13 protein-coding genes and 1 riboswitch are annotated in these 13,565 nt (G+C 72.6%); of the genes, 9 read left to right on the forward strand and 4 right to left on the reverse strand.

Annotated elements, in window-relative coordinates:
* Window positions 1-8 precede the first annotated feature (8 nt).
* Window positions 9-923: a LysR family transcriptional regulator gene (locus QSK22_RS25390; RefSeq protein ID WP_285496882.1), complete on the reverse strand. Its 915-nt coding sequence runs from the start codon at window positions 921-923 to the stop codon at window positions 9-11.
* A gap of 165 nt (window positions 924-1,088) precedes the next feature.
* Here QSK22_RS25390 and dctA point away from each other — a divergent pair, with 165 nt between their 5' ends.
* The 5 genes from dctA to QSK22_RS25415 all read left to right on the forward strand — a co-directional run bounded on the left by dctA (window position 1,089) and on the right by QSK22_RS25415 (window position 5,861).
* Window positions 1,089-2,546, forward strand: coding sequence for a C4-dicarboxylate transporter DctA (dctA, locus tag QSK22_RS25395; RefSeq protein ID WP_285496883.1), 1,458 nt, complete (start codon window positions 1,089-1,091; stop codon window positions 2,544-2,546).
* Window positions 2,547-2,690: 144 nt separating this feature from the next.
* A complete protein-coding gene (locus QSK22_RS25400; RefSeq protein ID WP_285496884.1) occupies window positions 2,691-3,221 on the forward strand; it encodes a PadR family transcriptional regulator in 531 nt (176 codons plus the stop codon).
* On the forward strand, window positions 3,218-3,898 hold the full coding sequence (locus QSK22_RS25405; protein ID WP_285496885.1) for an ABC transporter ATP-binding protein: 681 nt from the start codon (window positions 3,218-3,220) through the stop codon (window positions 3,896-3,898). The genes QSK22_RS25400 and QSK22_RS25405 overlap by 4 nt, the downstream gene beginning before the upstream one ends.
* Window positions 3,895-5,253, forward strand: a complete 1,359-nt coding sequence (locus QSK22_RS25410) for an FtsX-like permease family protein (protein WP_285496886.1) — start codon at window positions 3,895-3,897, stop codon at window positions 5,251-5,253. The genes QSK22_RS25405 and QSK22_RS25410 overlap by 4 nt, the downstream gene beginning before the upstream one ends.
* A 197-nt stretch (window positions 5,254-5,450) precedes the next feature.
* On the forward strand, window positions 5,451-5,861 hold the full coding sequence (locus QSK22_RS25415) for a hypothetical protein (protein ID WP_285496887.1): 411 nt from the start codon (window positions 5,451-5,453) through the stop codon (window positions 5,859-5,861).
* A 528-nt stretch (window positions 5,862-6,389) separates the two neighbouring features.
* Here the strand turns inward: QSK22_RS25415 and QSK22_RS25420 are convergent.
* Together QSK22_RS25420 and QSK22_RS25425 are read right to left on the reverse strand one after the other, a co-directional pair.
* Window positions 6,390-7,412 carry a cytochrome d ubiquinol oxidase subunit II gene (locus QSK22_RS25420; protein WP_285496888.1) on the reverse strand — a complete coding sequence of 341 codons (1,023 nt, stop codon included), beginning with the start codon at window positions 7,410-7,412 and terminating at the stop codon, window positions 6,390-6,392.
* On the reverse strand, window positions 7,409-8,764 hold the full coding sequence (locus QSK22_RS25425) for a cytochrome ubiquinol oxidase subunit I (protein WP_285496889.1): 1,356 nt from the start codon (window positions 8,762-8,764) through the stop codon (window positions 7,409-7,411). The genes QSK22_RS25420 and QSK22_RS25425 overlap by 4 nt, the downstream gene beginning before the upstream one ends.
* A gap of 579 nt (window positions 8,765-9,343) precedes the next feature.
* Window positions 9,344-9,492: riboswitch (cyclic di-AMP (ydaO/yuaA leader) on the forward strand.
* A gap of 330 nt (window positions 9,493-9,822) precedes the next feature.
* On the opposite strand from QSK22_RS25425, the gene QSK22_RS25430 reads away from it, so the two are divergent.
* The 4 genes from QSK22_RS25430 to QSK22_RS25445 all read left to right on the forward strand — a co-directional run bounded on the left by QSK22_RS25430 (window position 9,823) and on the right by QSK22_RS25445 (window position 12,808).
* Window positions 9,823-10,626: a peptidoglycan recognition protein family protein gene (locus QSK22_RS25430; protein ID WP_285496890.1), complete on the forward strand. Its 804-nt coding sequence runs from the start codon at window positions 9,823-9,825 to the stop codon at window positions 10,624-10,626.
* Window positions 10,627-10,889: 263 nt separating this feature from the next.
* Complete coding sequence (locus QSK22_RS25435) at window positions 10,890-11,384, forward strand: hypothetical protein (RefSeq protein WP_285496891.1); 495 nt, start codon at window positions 10,890-10,892, stop codon at window positions 11,382-11,384.
* Window positions 11,279-12,046 (forward strand): hypothetical protein, encoded by a 768-nt coding sequence (locus QSK22_RS25440; RefSeq protein ID WP_285496892.1) that lies wholly within the window; start codon window positions 11,279-11,281, stop codon window positions 12,044-12,046. The genes QSK22_RS25435 and QSK22_RS25440 overlap by 106 nt, the downstream gene beginning before the upstream one ends.
* A 51-nt stretch (window positions 12,047-12,097) precedes the next feature.
* Entirely contained in the window at window positions 12,098-12,808 is a 711-nt protein-coding gene (locus tag QSK22_RS25445) for a hypothetical protein (protein ID WP_285496893.1), read from the forward strand.
* A gap of 31 nt (window positions 12,809-12,839) precedes the next feature.
* Here the strand turns inward: QSK22_RS25445 and QSK22_RS25450 are convergent, their stop codons facing one another.
* Window positions 12,840-13,517 carry an IclR family transcriptional regulator gene (locus QSK22_RS25450; RefSeq protein ID WP_285496894.1) on the reverse strand — a complete coding sequence of 226 codons (678 nt, stop codon included), beginning with the start codon at window positions 13,515-13,517 and terminating at the stop codon, window positions 12,840-12,842.
* Window positions 13,518-13,565: the final 48 nt, after the last annotated feature.

The following is a 13,565-nucleotide window of genomic DNA, read 5'->3' on the forward strand; positions in this document are numbered from 1 at the left end:
CTCAGCGCCTATGGATTGGCATCCGGCAATAGGCTGGGCTCCGGCGGCGTGTAGGCGCGGGCGGTGCGCAGGAAGGCGGCGGCCGCCGGGCTCAGCGGCGCCGCCCTGCTGAGCAGGGAGATCCGCAGGAACGCCGGCGGGTCCAGCGTGGCCACGCGCGCCCCGGCGCTGCGCGCGAGCGGCGCCCAGGCGGCGGGCAGCACCGCCAGGCCCACCTCGCGCAGCACCAGCGGCAGGATCGAGGTGCGGTGGGCGACCTCGGCGACGATGTGCAGCTCGATCCCGGCGGCCATGATCTCGTCGACGATCTGGCGCATGCGGCTGCCGGGCGGCGACACGATCATCCGCGCGCCCGCCAGCGCCGTCCGCGGCACGGGGTCGCCGGACGGGAAGGGCCCTCCCGCCGCGCCGACCAGGATGAACGCCTGGTCCCCGAGCGGCAGCACATCCAGCCCGGGGGGCGGCGTCCACGCGGCCGACCCGACCAGCCCGAGCTCGCAGGAGCCGTCGCGCACCTTCTGCGCGACCTCGTCGGGGGTGAAGGCCGCCTCGGCGCTCAGCGTGATGCCCGGATGGCGTTCGCTGAACGCGCGGGTCAGCGCGCCCAGCGGCTCGATGCCGGGCGACGGCATGGTCACCAGCTCGACCCGGCCCCGCCGCAGCCCCTTCATCGACTCCATCGCGGCGCGGGCGGTGCTGAGGTCCCGCATCACCTGGCGGGCGTGCCCGGCCAGCTCGCGTCCGGCGTCGCTGACCACCACCCCGCGGCCGGTCCGGTGGAACAGCAGGACGCCGAGTTCGCGTTCCAGCTGCGCGATGGCCTGCGACAGCGAGGGCTGGGCGATCAGCAGATGCTCTGCGGCGCGGCCGAACCCGCCGTGGTCGACGATGGCCAGGAAGTATTCGAGCTGTCGAGCGTCCATCGTGCCTCCTTCGGGCCGGCGGTCTCATAGGCGGAACCTATAGGGGGCGTAGGAAGCCGGTCTTTGACGAATGACTGTGACAGCCGTCACCGTGGGCGCACCGTTCCAACCCCTGCTCGGACCGACAAGGTATTCGCCCCGGTCGCCACCCCCACAGGAGGTCTGATGAGCCGACCCGAGAACGCCGCCCACGTGCCGCGCCGCGCCTCCGCGCCCTGGTACCGGCAGCTGTACGTGCAGGTGCTGGTCGCGATCGTCATCGGCATCGTGCTGGGCTGGCGGTGGCCGGACCTCGGCCAGGACATGGAGCCGATCGGGACGACCTTCATCACCGCGATGAAGATGCTGATCGGCCCGATCGTGTTCCTGACGATCCTGGGCGGCATCGGCGGCGTGGCGGACCTGAAGAAGGTCGGTGTGACCGGGCTCAAGGCCCTGGGCTACTTCCAGGTGGGCACCATCATCGCCCTGGCCACCGGGCTCGTGGCGATCAACATCCTCCGGCTCGGCGAGGGCGTGCACGCCGACCCCGCCAAGATCACCACGACCGAGACGGCGCAGCAGTACATCAAGACCAGAGAGTCCCGGCACTGGTGGGAGTTCCTCACCGGGCTGGTGCCCGACAGCTTCTTCGGCGCCTTCGTCGAGGGCGACATCCTCCAGGTCATCTTCCTGGCGGTGCTGTTCGGCATCGCCCTGAAGTCCGTCGGCCCGGTCGGCGCGCCCTTCATCGAGGGGGCCGCGCGGCTCACCGAGGTCGTGTTCAAGGTCCTGGGCATCGTGATGAAGGCCGCGCCGCTGGGCGCCTTCGGCGCCATGGCCTACGCCATCGGCAAGTTCGGCCTGTCCACCCTCACCAGCCTCGGCTCGCTGATCGCGCTGTTCTACGTGACGTCGATCCTGTTCGTCGTCGTGGTGCTGGGCGGCGTGCTGGCGGCGTACGTCCGGCTGAACATCTTCCAGCTGTTCCGCTACCTCAAGGAGGAGTTCCTCCTCATCCTGGGCACCTCCACCGCCGAGCCCGCCCTGCCCGGCCTGATGCGCAAGCTGACGTTCATGGGCGCCGACCGCACGACGGTGGGCCTGGTGGTGCCGACCGGCTACAGCTTCAACCTCGACGGCGCCGCCATCTACCTGTCCCTGGCCACCCTGTACATCGCGCAGGCCACCGACACGCCGCTGACCGTCGGCCGGCAGCTCGGGCTGCTCGCGGTGATGCTGCTGACCTCCAAGGGGGCGGCCGGCGTGGCGGGCGGCGGGTTCATCGCCCTCACCGCGACGCTGTCCACCGTCGGCACCGTCCCGGCCGCCGGGATCATGCTGATCTTCGGCATCGACAAGTTCATGTCCGAGTGCCGCGCCCTGGTCAACTTCTACGGCAACGCGGTCGCCACCCTCTTCATCGCCAAGTGGACCAACACGCTGGACCTGGACCGCGCCCGGAAGGTCCTCTCCGGGAAGCTCACCCCCGCCGCGGAAGGCGAAGCCCCGCTGGAAGGCCCGGTGGAAGACCAGGCGGCAGCCCCGGCGAAGGCCCCGATCGAAGGCCCGGCGGAGGCCCCCGCCGGCGCGGCCGAGCCCGTACGCGACGCCGAGCTGGAGAAGGCGGACGGCCGCAAGTAAGTCATCCCCCAGGCCGGGGGCGCGCGTCCTGCGCCCCCGGCCTCGCCATGTCCTCGGTCTGGCCACCGCGGCCCACCGGCAGGAAAGACGCCCAGGCCCGCAAGCTATTCACTCGGTATATACATCGGGTGTATAGTCGCGGCCATGTCGACTCCGCAGATCCTGCTGGCGTTGCTCGCCGAACGCCCCAAGCACGGATACGAGCTCAAGCGGGAACACGACGAGCGGCTCCCAGGGGCCAAGCCGCTGCCGTACGGCCAGGTCTACTCGACGCTGCAGCGGCTGGAGCGGGACGGGTTCGTTGCCGTCGCCGAGGTCGTCCAGGAGAGCGGGCCCGAGCGCACGGTCTACGAGCTGACGGCCAAGGGCGAAGAGCGGATGCGGGCCTGGCTCGCCGAGACCGAACCGCCCCTGCCCTACGTCGGCGGCGCCCTGTTCAGCCGCGTCGTCATGGCACTGGTGGCGGGCGGTGACGCACGCGCCGGGCTGGACCGGCAGCGCGCCGCCCACCTGGAGCGGATGCGCGAGCTGACCCGCGCCAAGACCGCTCCCGGCGCGTCCGCCGCCGAGGTGCTCGCCGCCGACTACGCCCTGCTGCACCTGGACGCCGACCTGCGGTGGATGGAACTGGCCGTGCACCGCCTGGCCGACCTGACCAAGGAGATCAGCCGATGAGTCCCCTTCTGCACGCGCGCGGCGTCACCAAGACGTTCGGCCGCACCCTGGCGCTGCGCGGCGCCTCCCTGACCATCGACGCCGGAGAGGTCGTGGCGATCTCCGGCCCGAGCGGCTCGGGCAAGAGCACCCTGCTGCACTGCCTGGCCGGAATCCTCGTCCCCGACGAGGGCGAGATCCACTACGGCGAGACCCGCCTGGACGAACTGGACGAGGACGCCCGCACCCGCCTGCGGCGCGAGGCGTTCGGCATCGTGTTCCAGTTCGGCGGGCTGGTGCCGGAGCTGACCGCCGAGGAGAACGTGGCGGTGTCGCTGATGTTCCGCGGCAGCGGCCGCGCCGAGGCGTCCGCCACCGCGCGGGACTGGCTGGACCGCGTCGGCGTGGGCGACTGCGCCACGCTGCGGCCCGGCGAGCTGTCGGGCGGACAGGCGCAGCGGGTCGCGGTGGCCCGGGCGCTGGCCACCGAGCCCACGGTGGTCTTCGCCGACGAGCCCACCGGCGCGCTCGACAGCGTCGCGGGCGAGGAGGTGCTCGGTTTGCTGCTCGGGGCGGCCCGCGAGCGCGGCGCCACCGTCGTCCTGGTCACCCACGACAACCGGGTCGCCGCCTACGCCGACCGCGAGGTCGTGGTGCGCGACGGCGTCGTGTCCGAGGTTCCGGCGGTGGTCCGGTGAGCGGGGGCGGGACGCACATGCCGTTCGACATCGCCGCGATGCTTGCGCGCGGCACCTCCCGCGCCGAGCGGCGGCGGCGCCGGCTGCTGGCCTGCTGCGCCGCCCTGACCACGTTCCTGCTGCTCGGCGCGGTGAACCTGATGATGATCAGGGGCACCGAGCAGACCGACTGGGCGGGGCTGGTCGCCGAGGAGGGGCTGCGGCCGGGCACCGCGCTGGCGCTGGTGCTGCTCGTCATCCCGGTGCTGGCGCTGCTGCACCAGAGCGGACGGGTCGCGCAGGCCACGCAGGAGCGGCGGCTGGCGGCGCTGCGGCTGGCCGGCGCCACGCCGGGGGACGTCAGGCGGCTGGCGGCGGTCGAGGCCGCCCGCATCGGCGCGGCCGGGGCGGTCATCGGGGGCATCGCCTACGTGTGCGCGCAGCGGGCGGCGATGGCCGCGCTCGGGGTGCGCGACACGGGGCGGTACGCGATCGCGCTCTGGGTGGTTCCGTTCGTGCTCGTCCTGGTGGTGGCGGCAGCGGCGGCGGTCAGCCTGCTGGTGTCGCGCCACGTCGTCACCTCGCCGCTGCACGTCGCCCGGCGCAGCACCCGTCCCCGGCCGCGCCGCGCCGCCCTGATCCCGCTGGCCGCCGGGGTCGCGCTCATGATGGTGGGCACGTTCGTCCAGTGGCTCGACCTGGGGATCTCGCTGCTGTTCCTCGGGGCCGTCGCCACCCTCGTCGGCGTCATGACGGGCTCCGGCCGCCTGGTCCTGGAGGCGGCCCGGCTGACCGCCCGCCGGGCGCGCAGCCCGGAGACGCTGCTGGCGGCGCGCGCCCTGGAGGCCGACCCGCGCGCCACGGGCCGCACCATGGCGGTCGTCGGCCTGGTGGTCGCCTTCGGCACCGGCGCCGGTGTCATCGAGTGGGACGTGTACCACAACGCCTCCACCGCGGACGCGCCGATCGGGTCGTTCTGGCTGGTCAGCTTCGGCCTGACCTACGCGGCGCTGCTGTTCGCGCTGCTGGTCGCGGTCGCCGCGCTGGTGGTGCACCGGGCCGAGGCGCTGCTGGAGAACGGCCGCTCCATGGCGGTGCTGGCCGCGTCGGGAGCCCCGGTGGCGTCCCTGCGCCGGGCGGCGGTGCGCCAGACGCTCATCGCCGCGACCCCGGTGTGCGCCGTCGCCGCCCTGGCCACGCTCCTCGGCATGGCGCCGGAGCTCGCCACGGGGCCGAACCCGGTGATGGCCGCATGGACGGCCGGGCGGGCCCTGCTCATGGTCGCCCTCGCCGTCGCGGCCGCGGCCGCCGTCACCGCCGCGTCCGGCCGTCTGCTCTCCCGCGCGGCCGCTCCGGAGCGTCTCCGCACCGAGTAGGCACTCCCCTGTTCGCGTCCGGGCGGACCGCCGTGGAAGGCGGTCCGCCCGGCGCCGTCTTCGACCGGCGCGGACCCGTGTCCGGCGGATGTACGAGGTTTCCCGGATACCTTTCCAGCTGCAGTGATTACAGAATGTCACTGTTAGATCACGGAAAGAGGGGATCGGCCATGAAGGCGATCACACCGTCGGGGGCCTTGCTCCGCAGAGCGGGGACGAGTCCCGTCACGCTCGGCGTGCTGGTCGCGGCGAGCCTCGTCGCGCCGGGCCCGGCGCTGGCCGTCGACGACAAGCCGTGCGCGCCGCCCGTACCGCACCCCGAGTACGGGAAGGTGCAGTACTGCCCGCTGAGCCGCGGGAACGTCCCCGTCTACGCCGGCCGCAAGCAGGAGTCGGGGATCATCGGCTACCTCCGCAAGGGAGGCAGTGCCAACTGGTTCCTCGGCTACCAGTGCCGCGACGGCACCATCCGCCTGGGCAGGCTGGCGAACGACTGGTGGGCCGCCGCAAAGGCCGACAACGGCAGGCTCGGCTGGGTCCCGGAGATCTACTTCGCGGGCGGCGGCAACTTCGAACCGGACGCCGGGCTGCTGAGGACGGCATGCTGAACCCCACTGTCAAGGAGGCGAAGATGAAAGCGTCCCAAGCGATCCTCATGGGAGTCGCGTCGTCGCTGGTCACCGGACTGCTGTTTCCGGTCGGCGCGGCGCATGCCGCCGACGGCCTCGGCGGCGACTTCATCGCCCGCGGCGTCAAGATCCGCGCGGCTCCCCGGCTCAACGCCCCCGTCCGCGGGCACGGCAACCCCGGCGACGGCTTCACCTGGAACGGCGGCCAGAGCTTCGCCGATCCGGTGACCTGCCCGAACGGCGAGGTCAAGGACCACTGGACCTACGTGATCAACAACCGGACGAAGGTCGAGGGCTACGTCTCCGACTGCTTCATCTTTCTAGCCCCGTCTGCGACGGCGGCCCCGGCTCCGAGCTGCGGTCTTAGGGTCCGGCGGGCCGCCGCCCGGCACGCACCGCGCGCCGCGCTCGCGGTGCGTGCTCCTGATCCGGCGGCGCACGGGAACACGCGGCCTCCGTGCGCCGCCTTCGCCGCGACCCGCGCCCGGACGGCACAGGTGATCGGGGTCAGCGGTCGGTGGTCTTCGAGGACGGGCCGGGGGCGGGGCGCTGGAAGAGGACGTACAGCCACAGCAGGGACGGGACGAGCAGGACCATCCCGGCGATGACCGTGCCCAGGGTGGCGTGGAGCACGGCGGGGTCGGCGGCGGCCTCGGGCACCGTCACACCGGGCGGGAGCATGACCGGGTACTGCGCCACGGCCCAGCCCCACAGGACCGCCGCGACGGCGAGCGCGGCGGTGACCCTGGCCAGGGCGTATCGGCGGAAGGCCAGCGCGACCATGGAGGCGAGCCCGGCGACGCCCGAAACGACGACGAGGGGCAGGGCGCGGCCGGTCAACCCGGTGTACAGCGACGGCGCGTCAACGCGCACGACGAAGATGCCCAGGATCGCGACGACGCCGGTGACCGCGGCGGTCCACAGGCCGCGCCGGCGGAACACGTCGGCCAGCCCCGGGTCGCCGCCGCGGCGCGCGTCGGCGGTGAGGTAGACGGCCGCCAGGTAGGCGGTGGCGCCGACCGCCAGCGCGCCGGCCATCAGCGACGTGGCGTTCCACCAGCTCGTCACGATGCCGCCGGCGGCGAGCCCGTAGGGGACGCGTCCGGACGCGACACCGCCCGCGATGGTGCCGAGGAAGAACGGGGTGAGCACCGACGACAGCGCGAACGCGCCGCCGAACAGCCGCTGCTGCCACAGCTCGGTGCTGGCCTTGCGGAACGCGAACGCGGCACCCCGCGCGATGATTCCGATCGCCACGAGGGTCAGCGGTATGTAGAGGGTGGAGCAGACCGAGGCGAAGACCCCGGGGAAACACGTCCAGAACATCACCAGCACGAAGATCAGCCAGACGTGGTTGGCCTCCCAGACCGGGCCGATGGAGTGCTCGATCAGCTCGCGCTGGGCGCGACCGCGCCGGGCGCCGCCGGCCAGCGCGTCCCAGAACCCGCCGCCGAAATCGGCCCCGCCGAACAGCGCGTACAGGGTGAGACCCGCCCACGAGAAGAGCAGCAGCCACTGCGCGGCGGTCACGGCGGGTACTCCTGCCCCCAGCCCTCCTGGGGCGCACTGACGCGCCGCCCCCGCAGCCGGAGAAGGACGTAGACGGTGGCCACGGTGAGCACGACGTACACGGCGAGCACCACGATCAGCCCCGCCCACAGGCCGGGCGCCGGGTTGACCGCGTCCGCAGTGCGCTGGTGCTGCCAGACGATCCACGGCTGGCGGCCGACCTCGGTGGTGATCCAGCCGGTTTCGAGCGCGAGCACCGCGGCCGGGCCGGACAGCACGGTCAGCCACAGGAACCAGCGGGTGCGGGGCAGGTCGCGGCGGCGCCACCACACGACCGCCAGCCAGCAGCCGAGCAGCAGCAGGGCGAACCCGATCGCCACCATCAGCTGAAAGCTCAGGTGCACCGCGTTGACCGGCGGACGGTCGGCGACCGGCACCCTGTCCAGGCCCTGGACGACCGTGCCGGGCCGGTAGCCGACCAGGAGCGACAGCGCGTCCGGGATGCGGAGGGCGTACCGCATCTCCCCGTCCAGGTAGAGGCCGCCCACGGACAGCGGGACGTGCGAGCCGGTCTCGTTGAGCCCTTCGATGGCGGCGAGCTTGGCGGGCTGGCGGTCGGCGAGCAGCCGGGCCAGGCCGTCCCCGACCGCGATTTGGAACGGCGTGACGACCGCCGCCACCGTGAACGGCAGCAGCAACCCGATGCGGTGGTAGCGGTCGCGGCGGCCGCGCAGCATCCCCGCGGCGTACACGGCGGCGATGCCGAAGCCGGCGACCATGAATGCGGCAAGGATCATGTGGACGGTCTGCCAGGGCGTGGCCGGGTTGAACATCGCCGCCCAGGGGCGCACGCCGGTGACCTTGCCGTCCGCCAGGTCGAACCCGCGCGGCTGGTTCATCCAGGCGTTGGCGCTGACGACGAAGAACGCCGACGCGATCCCGGCGATGCACACCGGCAGCCCGGTCAGCAGGTGCACGCGGGGCGGCAGCCGGTCCCAGGCGTACAGGTAGATGCCCAGGAAGATGGCCTCGACGAAGAAGGCGAACCCCTCCAGCGCGAACGGCAGTCCGAGCACCTGCCCGTAGGTCGCCATCAGCCCGGGCCACAGCAGGCCCATCTCGAACGACAGGATCGTGCCGGACACCGCGCCGACGGCGAACAGCACGCCCATCGCCTTGGCCCAGCGGTGCGCGATCCGCTGGTACGCCTCGTCGCCGGTGCGGATGCCGCGCCAATGCGCGAAGACCGTCAGCGCCGGCATGCCCACGCCGAAGCAGGCGAGGATGATGTGCCAGCCGAGGGATACCCCCATCTGCGTCCGCGCCGCCACCAGATCGGCCGGCGTCGCGGCGTCGGCCGCCAGCACTCCCATGCGCCCTCCTCGGCGGTGACCGCTCCGGTTCGTGCCCCCCCCTTTCATCACCGCGATCGGCGGGTTCACTCGCCCGGTTCGCTCCGGCGTCCGGCCGCAGCGCCCGTATCACTGGACGGCAGTCGGCGGGCTCGCCACGACCACCGGCACGCTCGTCCTTCGACCGGCGGCGTCAGCCGCGTGATCCAGCTCACCTGTTCCAACCTGCCGGCGCCTCCCGCCCGTGACCGGGTGGAGGGCAGCGGACGGGTCGATGCGGCGGTCGCCGCGGACAGGGGCGGGCAGGCGCGGCTGGGCGTTCCGGTGCCCGCGAAGGCGGGTGTCCTTGGTCACAATTGCGGATCTGTGTGACGGCGGGACGAGTGCTCGCGGTGGAATTTGCCGCTCCCCACCCCGCCTCTCCGGTGGTTTCCCGCCATGTGTGTTCTCGGTGTGATTGCTGTGAACGGTGTGGTCGGCGGACCGGGGACGGACAAGCAAAGATCGTTTTTAGATTTTACCTTTGCAGGTTTGCGAGTTCTTTGCCTCATCTCCTATGGTCCGTGGTACTCCGCCGTCCGGGCACCGTTCTGCGCACCGGTCGGTGGGGCGCCTAATCCCATGGCGCCGGTCGCCTGGGAACCGGGGACCCAACAGTTCTTCGGGGTGAATCCGCGCGCAGCCGCGGTAGGGCCGCTCCTTGGTCCGAACCCGTCAGCTAACCCGGTCGGCAGTCAAGGAGAGGAGAGAACATGAAGGAGCCTCCCCGGCTCGGCCCCGCCATCTCCGCGGCGCGCCGCAACCGCCTCATGAAGATGCCAACGCCCTGATAGACGGGGCGGCCACGCCCTGAGCCCGGCCGCCTGTGCCTCCCGGCCACGCTGCCCTCCGCGGCGGTCTCCCCCTCGCCGGCCCCGGCTCTTCGACACTTTTCCGCCACTGGCGATACGAGCCGTTTCACACGCGGCTCGACATTTACGGCGCAGCCTCACGCCTCTTTTCCCGCGTGTTCTTCACCGCCTGCTCTCTTTCGGCTGCCCGCATTTCTCCAGAGCAGTTTCCCGGAAGGAAATACCCCCATGAATCCGAACGCCGAGCACCGCCGTGACGATCCCTGGCCCGCCGAGCTGCCGCGCCGCTCGGTACTGCTGGGCGGCGGAGTCCTGCTGGGGAGCGCGGCGCTCGGCGTCGCCGCGGCACTGGGCCCGTCGGGCGAACACGAGGTGGCGAACGCCTCGAACGCCACCGACGCCACCGACGCCACCGGAATGGCGCAGGCCGCCCGGCCCGACAAGCCCCGGACGTCCCGGAAATCGCGTAAACCGGGCGCCGGCGCCCCGTTGATCCACTCGACCGCCGACTGGGGAGCGCGCACCCCCTACCGGCGGGCGACCGTGCTGTCCCGCGCACCCGAGTACATCGTGGTGCACCACACGTGCACCCCCAATGTCAGCGACTACTCGCTGCAGCAGGGCTACCGGCTCGCGCGTTCCATCCAGGGCGCGCACATGGGACAGGGATGGGGTGACACCGGCCAGCACTTCACCGTCAGCCGGGGCGGTCACATCATGGAGGGCCGCAAGGGCAGCCTCTCCGCCGCCCGCAGGGGCCGGATGGTGATCGGCACGCACGTCGCCGGCGCCAACGGCTACACCGTCGGCATCGAATGCGAGGGCACCTACAACTCGGTCCTGCCGCCCCGCCGCCTGCTGGACTCGCTCACCGAGCTGATCGCCTGGCTGTGCCGCCAGTACGACCTCGACCCGATGAACGCGATCGTCCCGCACATGAAGTTCAACGACACCGACTGCTGCGGCTACGAGTTCGCCCCGACCCTGCCGCGCCTGCGCAAGCGAGTCGCCGCCGCCCTCCGCTCCGCCTGACATCCAAGGGACGCGAGCGCCATTGGCCGCAGCCACCCCCGCTGAAGACCGTGGCCAACACCACCACCAGCGGTCACGACGGGGAGCGCGGTTTGACGCCCACAGGTCATGGCGTCCGGGGGCCGCGGTGACGCGCCGAGGCGGGTGATAGGGGCGTCTTCGGCCGACCGAACCGGAGCGCCCGGCCCAACGGGGGACGAGCTGCTGGGCGTGTACACCGTCCGCAACAACGTGTTCAACATGTTCCTGGTGACGGGCTCGGCGTGCCGGGCTACCTGATGAAGAAGGTCGGCTGCGAACCCGGCCCGCTGGTGCTGGCGTTCGTGCTCGGCGGCTTCCTGGAACCGGCCTTCCGCCGCGCGATGCGCACCTTCGAGGGCGACCTCACGGGCGTCCTCACCCAGCCCATCGCCACCACCCTGCTCGGCGCGATCGTCGTCCTCGCCCTGGCCCCGACGGCGGTGCAGGTCCTGACCCGCCGCCGCAAGGCCGCCCCCTCCCCCGAGAAGAACCCCGCTCTCGTCTTAGGCGGACCGCCCGGGCGGGACGAGCAGGGCGGCAGGCCGGCGATTGACCTGTGCCGGATGGACGGCATAGGTCACCGGCCTGCCGTGCATCCTGCGCCATACCGGCTTCTGGCATCCTTTGCCGCATGTCCCTGTCGTACCTGCCCGACTCGGCGCACCCACGGGTGGCGGTCGATCCGACCGTCCCCGCCGAGGACCGGCGGGCCCTTCGCGAGCACCAGGACGTGCTGACACCGGCCTCGAGCCCCGTGCCCGGGCGGCTGCAGGTGCTGATCGGCGGTTCCGTCGTCCGTCTCATCCGCAGATACCACGGCCGCTACATCGTGGCGGCCGACCTCGACCCGGACGCGAAGATTCTGCTGTGCCGGGCGCAGGAGGCGATCGACACGGTGCTGCAATCCGAGGTGAACAGGGCCGGGCTGCTCGACGGCATGGACAACGCGCTCACCCTCCCCGCCGAGGAGTGGGAGATCGCCCAGACGCTCATGACCCACTCGCGGATGCGGGAGGAGCAGCGGCGGCTCCGCGAGTCCGACCTGACACCGCTGGAGAAGTCCCGGTTCGCCCCGCAGCGTGAGGCCCTGCGCCGTTCCGTGGCGGCGGTGACCGAACGGATCGAGGCCCTAGAGGAGTACGCGGCGCATACGGCGGCGGCCGACGACGCCTACCGGCGGCAGCGGCGCCGGGCCATGCCGCCGCCCGACCACAGCGCGCAGATCCTCGAGCTGGAACGGCGCAACGAGGCCTACGAGGAGCTGCTCGCCCGCACCGCCGCACACGAACTGGCGGCCGAGCGGATCGAGGAACTGGCCGAGGACGCCGCGGAGGTCGAGTCCGCCCTGCGCCGGGCGGGCGACGCGGCCAGGCGCGTCGGTGGCCCGTCCGCACCCTGACTTCGCGCGTTCCGGCGCGGTGTCCGCCGCGGAGGCGGATGATGGGACGGGATGGACGAGCGAGCGGTCGAGGGCCTCTACGCGGCCTTCGCGGACGTGCCGCGGCCGAGGGCCGTGGCGGGGTGTCCGTGCTGCGTCGCGCCGGACGAGGACAGGGCGCTGCTCGCCCGGCCGCTGCGGGAGCTCGGCGCGGCCGATCTGCGCAGGTACGCGGCCAAGGCGATGACCACGTGGGGGGCGGAAGAGGAATTCCGCTACTTCGCGCCCCGCCTGCTCGAACTGGCCGCCGACGACGCCTTCGTCTGGCCCAGCGTGGAGATCGTGTTCGGCAAGCTCGGCATGGTCCCGTGGACGCAGTGGCCGCAGCGTGCGGCCCTCGAAGAGTTCCTGGCCGCGTTCTGGGCGCGGACGCTGGCGAGCCACCCGTCCCGTCCGGACGCCGGCACCGCGCTGTGCGCGCTGACCTTGGCCGTCTCCGACGTCGCCCCCTACCTGAGCGGGTGGGAGCGGCTCGACACCGGCGCGGCCGTCCGCCAGCTGCACGACTTCACCGCCGACGGGCTCCGGTGGCGCGGCGGGCGGGTGCGGCTGACCAACGCCGAGTGGGACACCAACGTCCCGGCGTACCGCCAGGTCGTGGCATGGCTCACCGAGGGCCCCGCCCTGCGCGCCGTGCAGGCGGCCTTCGAGCGGCTCGACGACGAGCCGACGCTCGAACTGCTCCTGGAGATCGAGTACTCGCTACCGTCCCCCGCCGGCTGAACGGCGCGCCTCGGCGGCTCACGGCACCGGTTCAGCGCAGGAGGGAACCGAGCCGGGCGGCGGCGTCCACCACCAGGCGTCCCAGCGCGTCCTCGTCGGGCGCCTCGAACAGGGACAGGCCGATGCTGGTCTGCGGGTTGGCGCCGGGCACGACCGCGGAGATCCCGATGATGGACGCGGCGATCTCGCCGAAGGAGACGGCGAAGCCCCGGCGGCGGGCCAGGGCGACCTCCTGGCGTTCGCCGGGGACGGGAGGGCGCGCGGCCAGCATCGCCAGCCCGGCCGAGCCGCGGTCGATCGGATCGAGCTGGCCGGGCCGGAACGCGACGTGCATCCGGGCGCGCCGCGGCTCCACGATCATCAGCATCCGCACCCGGTCGTCGCTCTCCCGCACGACCAGATGGGCGGTCGCGCCGCTGGCGTCGGTCAGCTCCTCCAGCACCGGCCGGGCGAGGGTGCGCAGGTCCTGCTCGACCGGCTCGGCCAGGCGGACCAGGCCGGCGCCGAGCGAGATGCGCTTGAACCGGTCGCGGCGGCACAGGTGGTGGGCCTCCAGGGTCCGGACGAGCCGGTGCGCCACGGTGCGGTGCACGCCGACGGCCTCGGCGATCTCGCTGAGCGTCAGCCCGCGGGGGTGGTCGGCGAGCAGCTCCAGGATCTGCAGCCCGTTGTGCAGCGTCTTGGACATCCCGGAATCGACCGCTGACATGGCGCTCCTCTTGACGACTGTGAAGGGGGTCACTTACCGTGTCCGCAC

It is taken from the genome of Actinomadura sp. NBRC 104425 (assembly GCF_030269545.1).
In the GTDB taxonomy this organism is placed as follows: Bacteria; Actinomycetota; Actinomycetes; order Streptosporangiales; family Streptosporangiaceae; genus Spirillospora; species Spirillospora keratinilytica.

Coding starts and splice junctions, on each gene's coding strand:
- dctA (WP_285496883.1), top strand. CDS start 1,089: ATGAGCCGACCCGAGAACGCCGCCCACGTGCCGCGCCGCGCCTCCGCG.
- QSK22_RS25430 (WP_285496890.1), top strand. CDS start 9,823: ATGAATCCGAACGCCGAGCACCGCCGTGACGATCCCTGGCCCGCCGAG.
- QSK22_RS25405 (WP_285496885.1), top strand. CDS start 3,218: ATGAGTCCCCTTCTGCACGCGCGCGGCGTCACCAAGACGTTCGGCCGC.
- QSK22_RS25425 (WP_285496889.1), bottom strand. CDS start 8,764: ATGGGAGTGCTGGCGGCCGACGCCGCGACGCCGGCCGATCTGGTGGCG.
- QSK22_RS25390 (WP_285496882.1), bottom strand. CDS start 923: ATGGACGCTCGACAGCTCGAATACTTCCTGGCCATCGTCGACCACGGC.
- QSK22_RS25400 (WP_285496884.1), top strand. CDS start 2,691: ATGTCGACTCCGCAGATCCTGCTGGCGTTGCTCGCCGAACGCCCCAAG.
- QSK22_RS25450 (WP_285496894.1), bottom strand. CDS start 13,517: ATGTCAGCGGTCGATTCCGGGATGTCCAAGACGCTGCACAACGGGCTG.
- QSK22_RS25445 (WP_285496893.1), top strand. CDS start 12,098: ATGGACGAGCGAGCGGTCGAGGGCCTCTACGCGGCCTTCGCGGACGTG.
- QSK22_RS25440 (WP_285496892.1), top strand. CDS start 11,279: ATGTCCCTGTCGTACCTGCCCGACTCGGCGCACCCACGGGTGGCGGTC.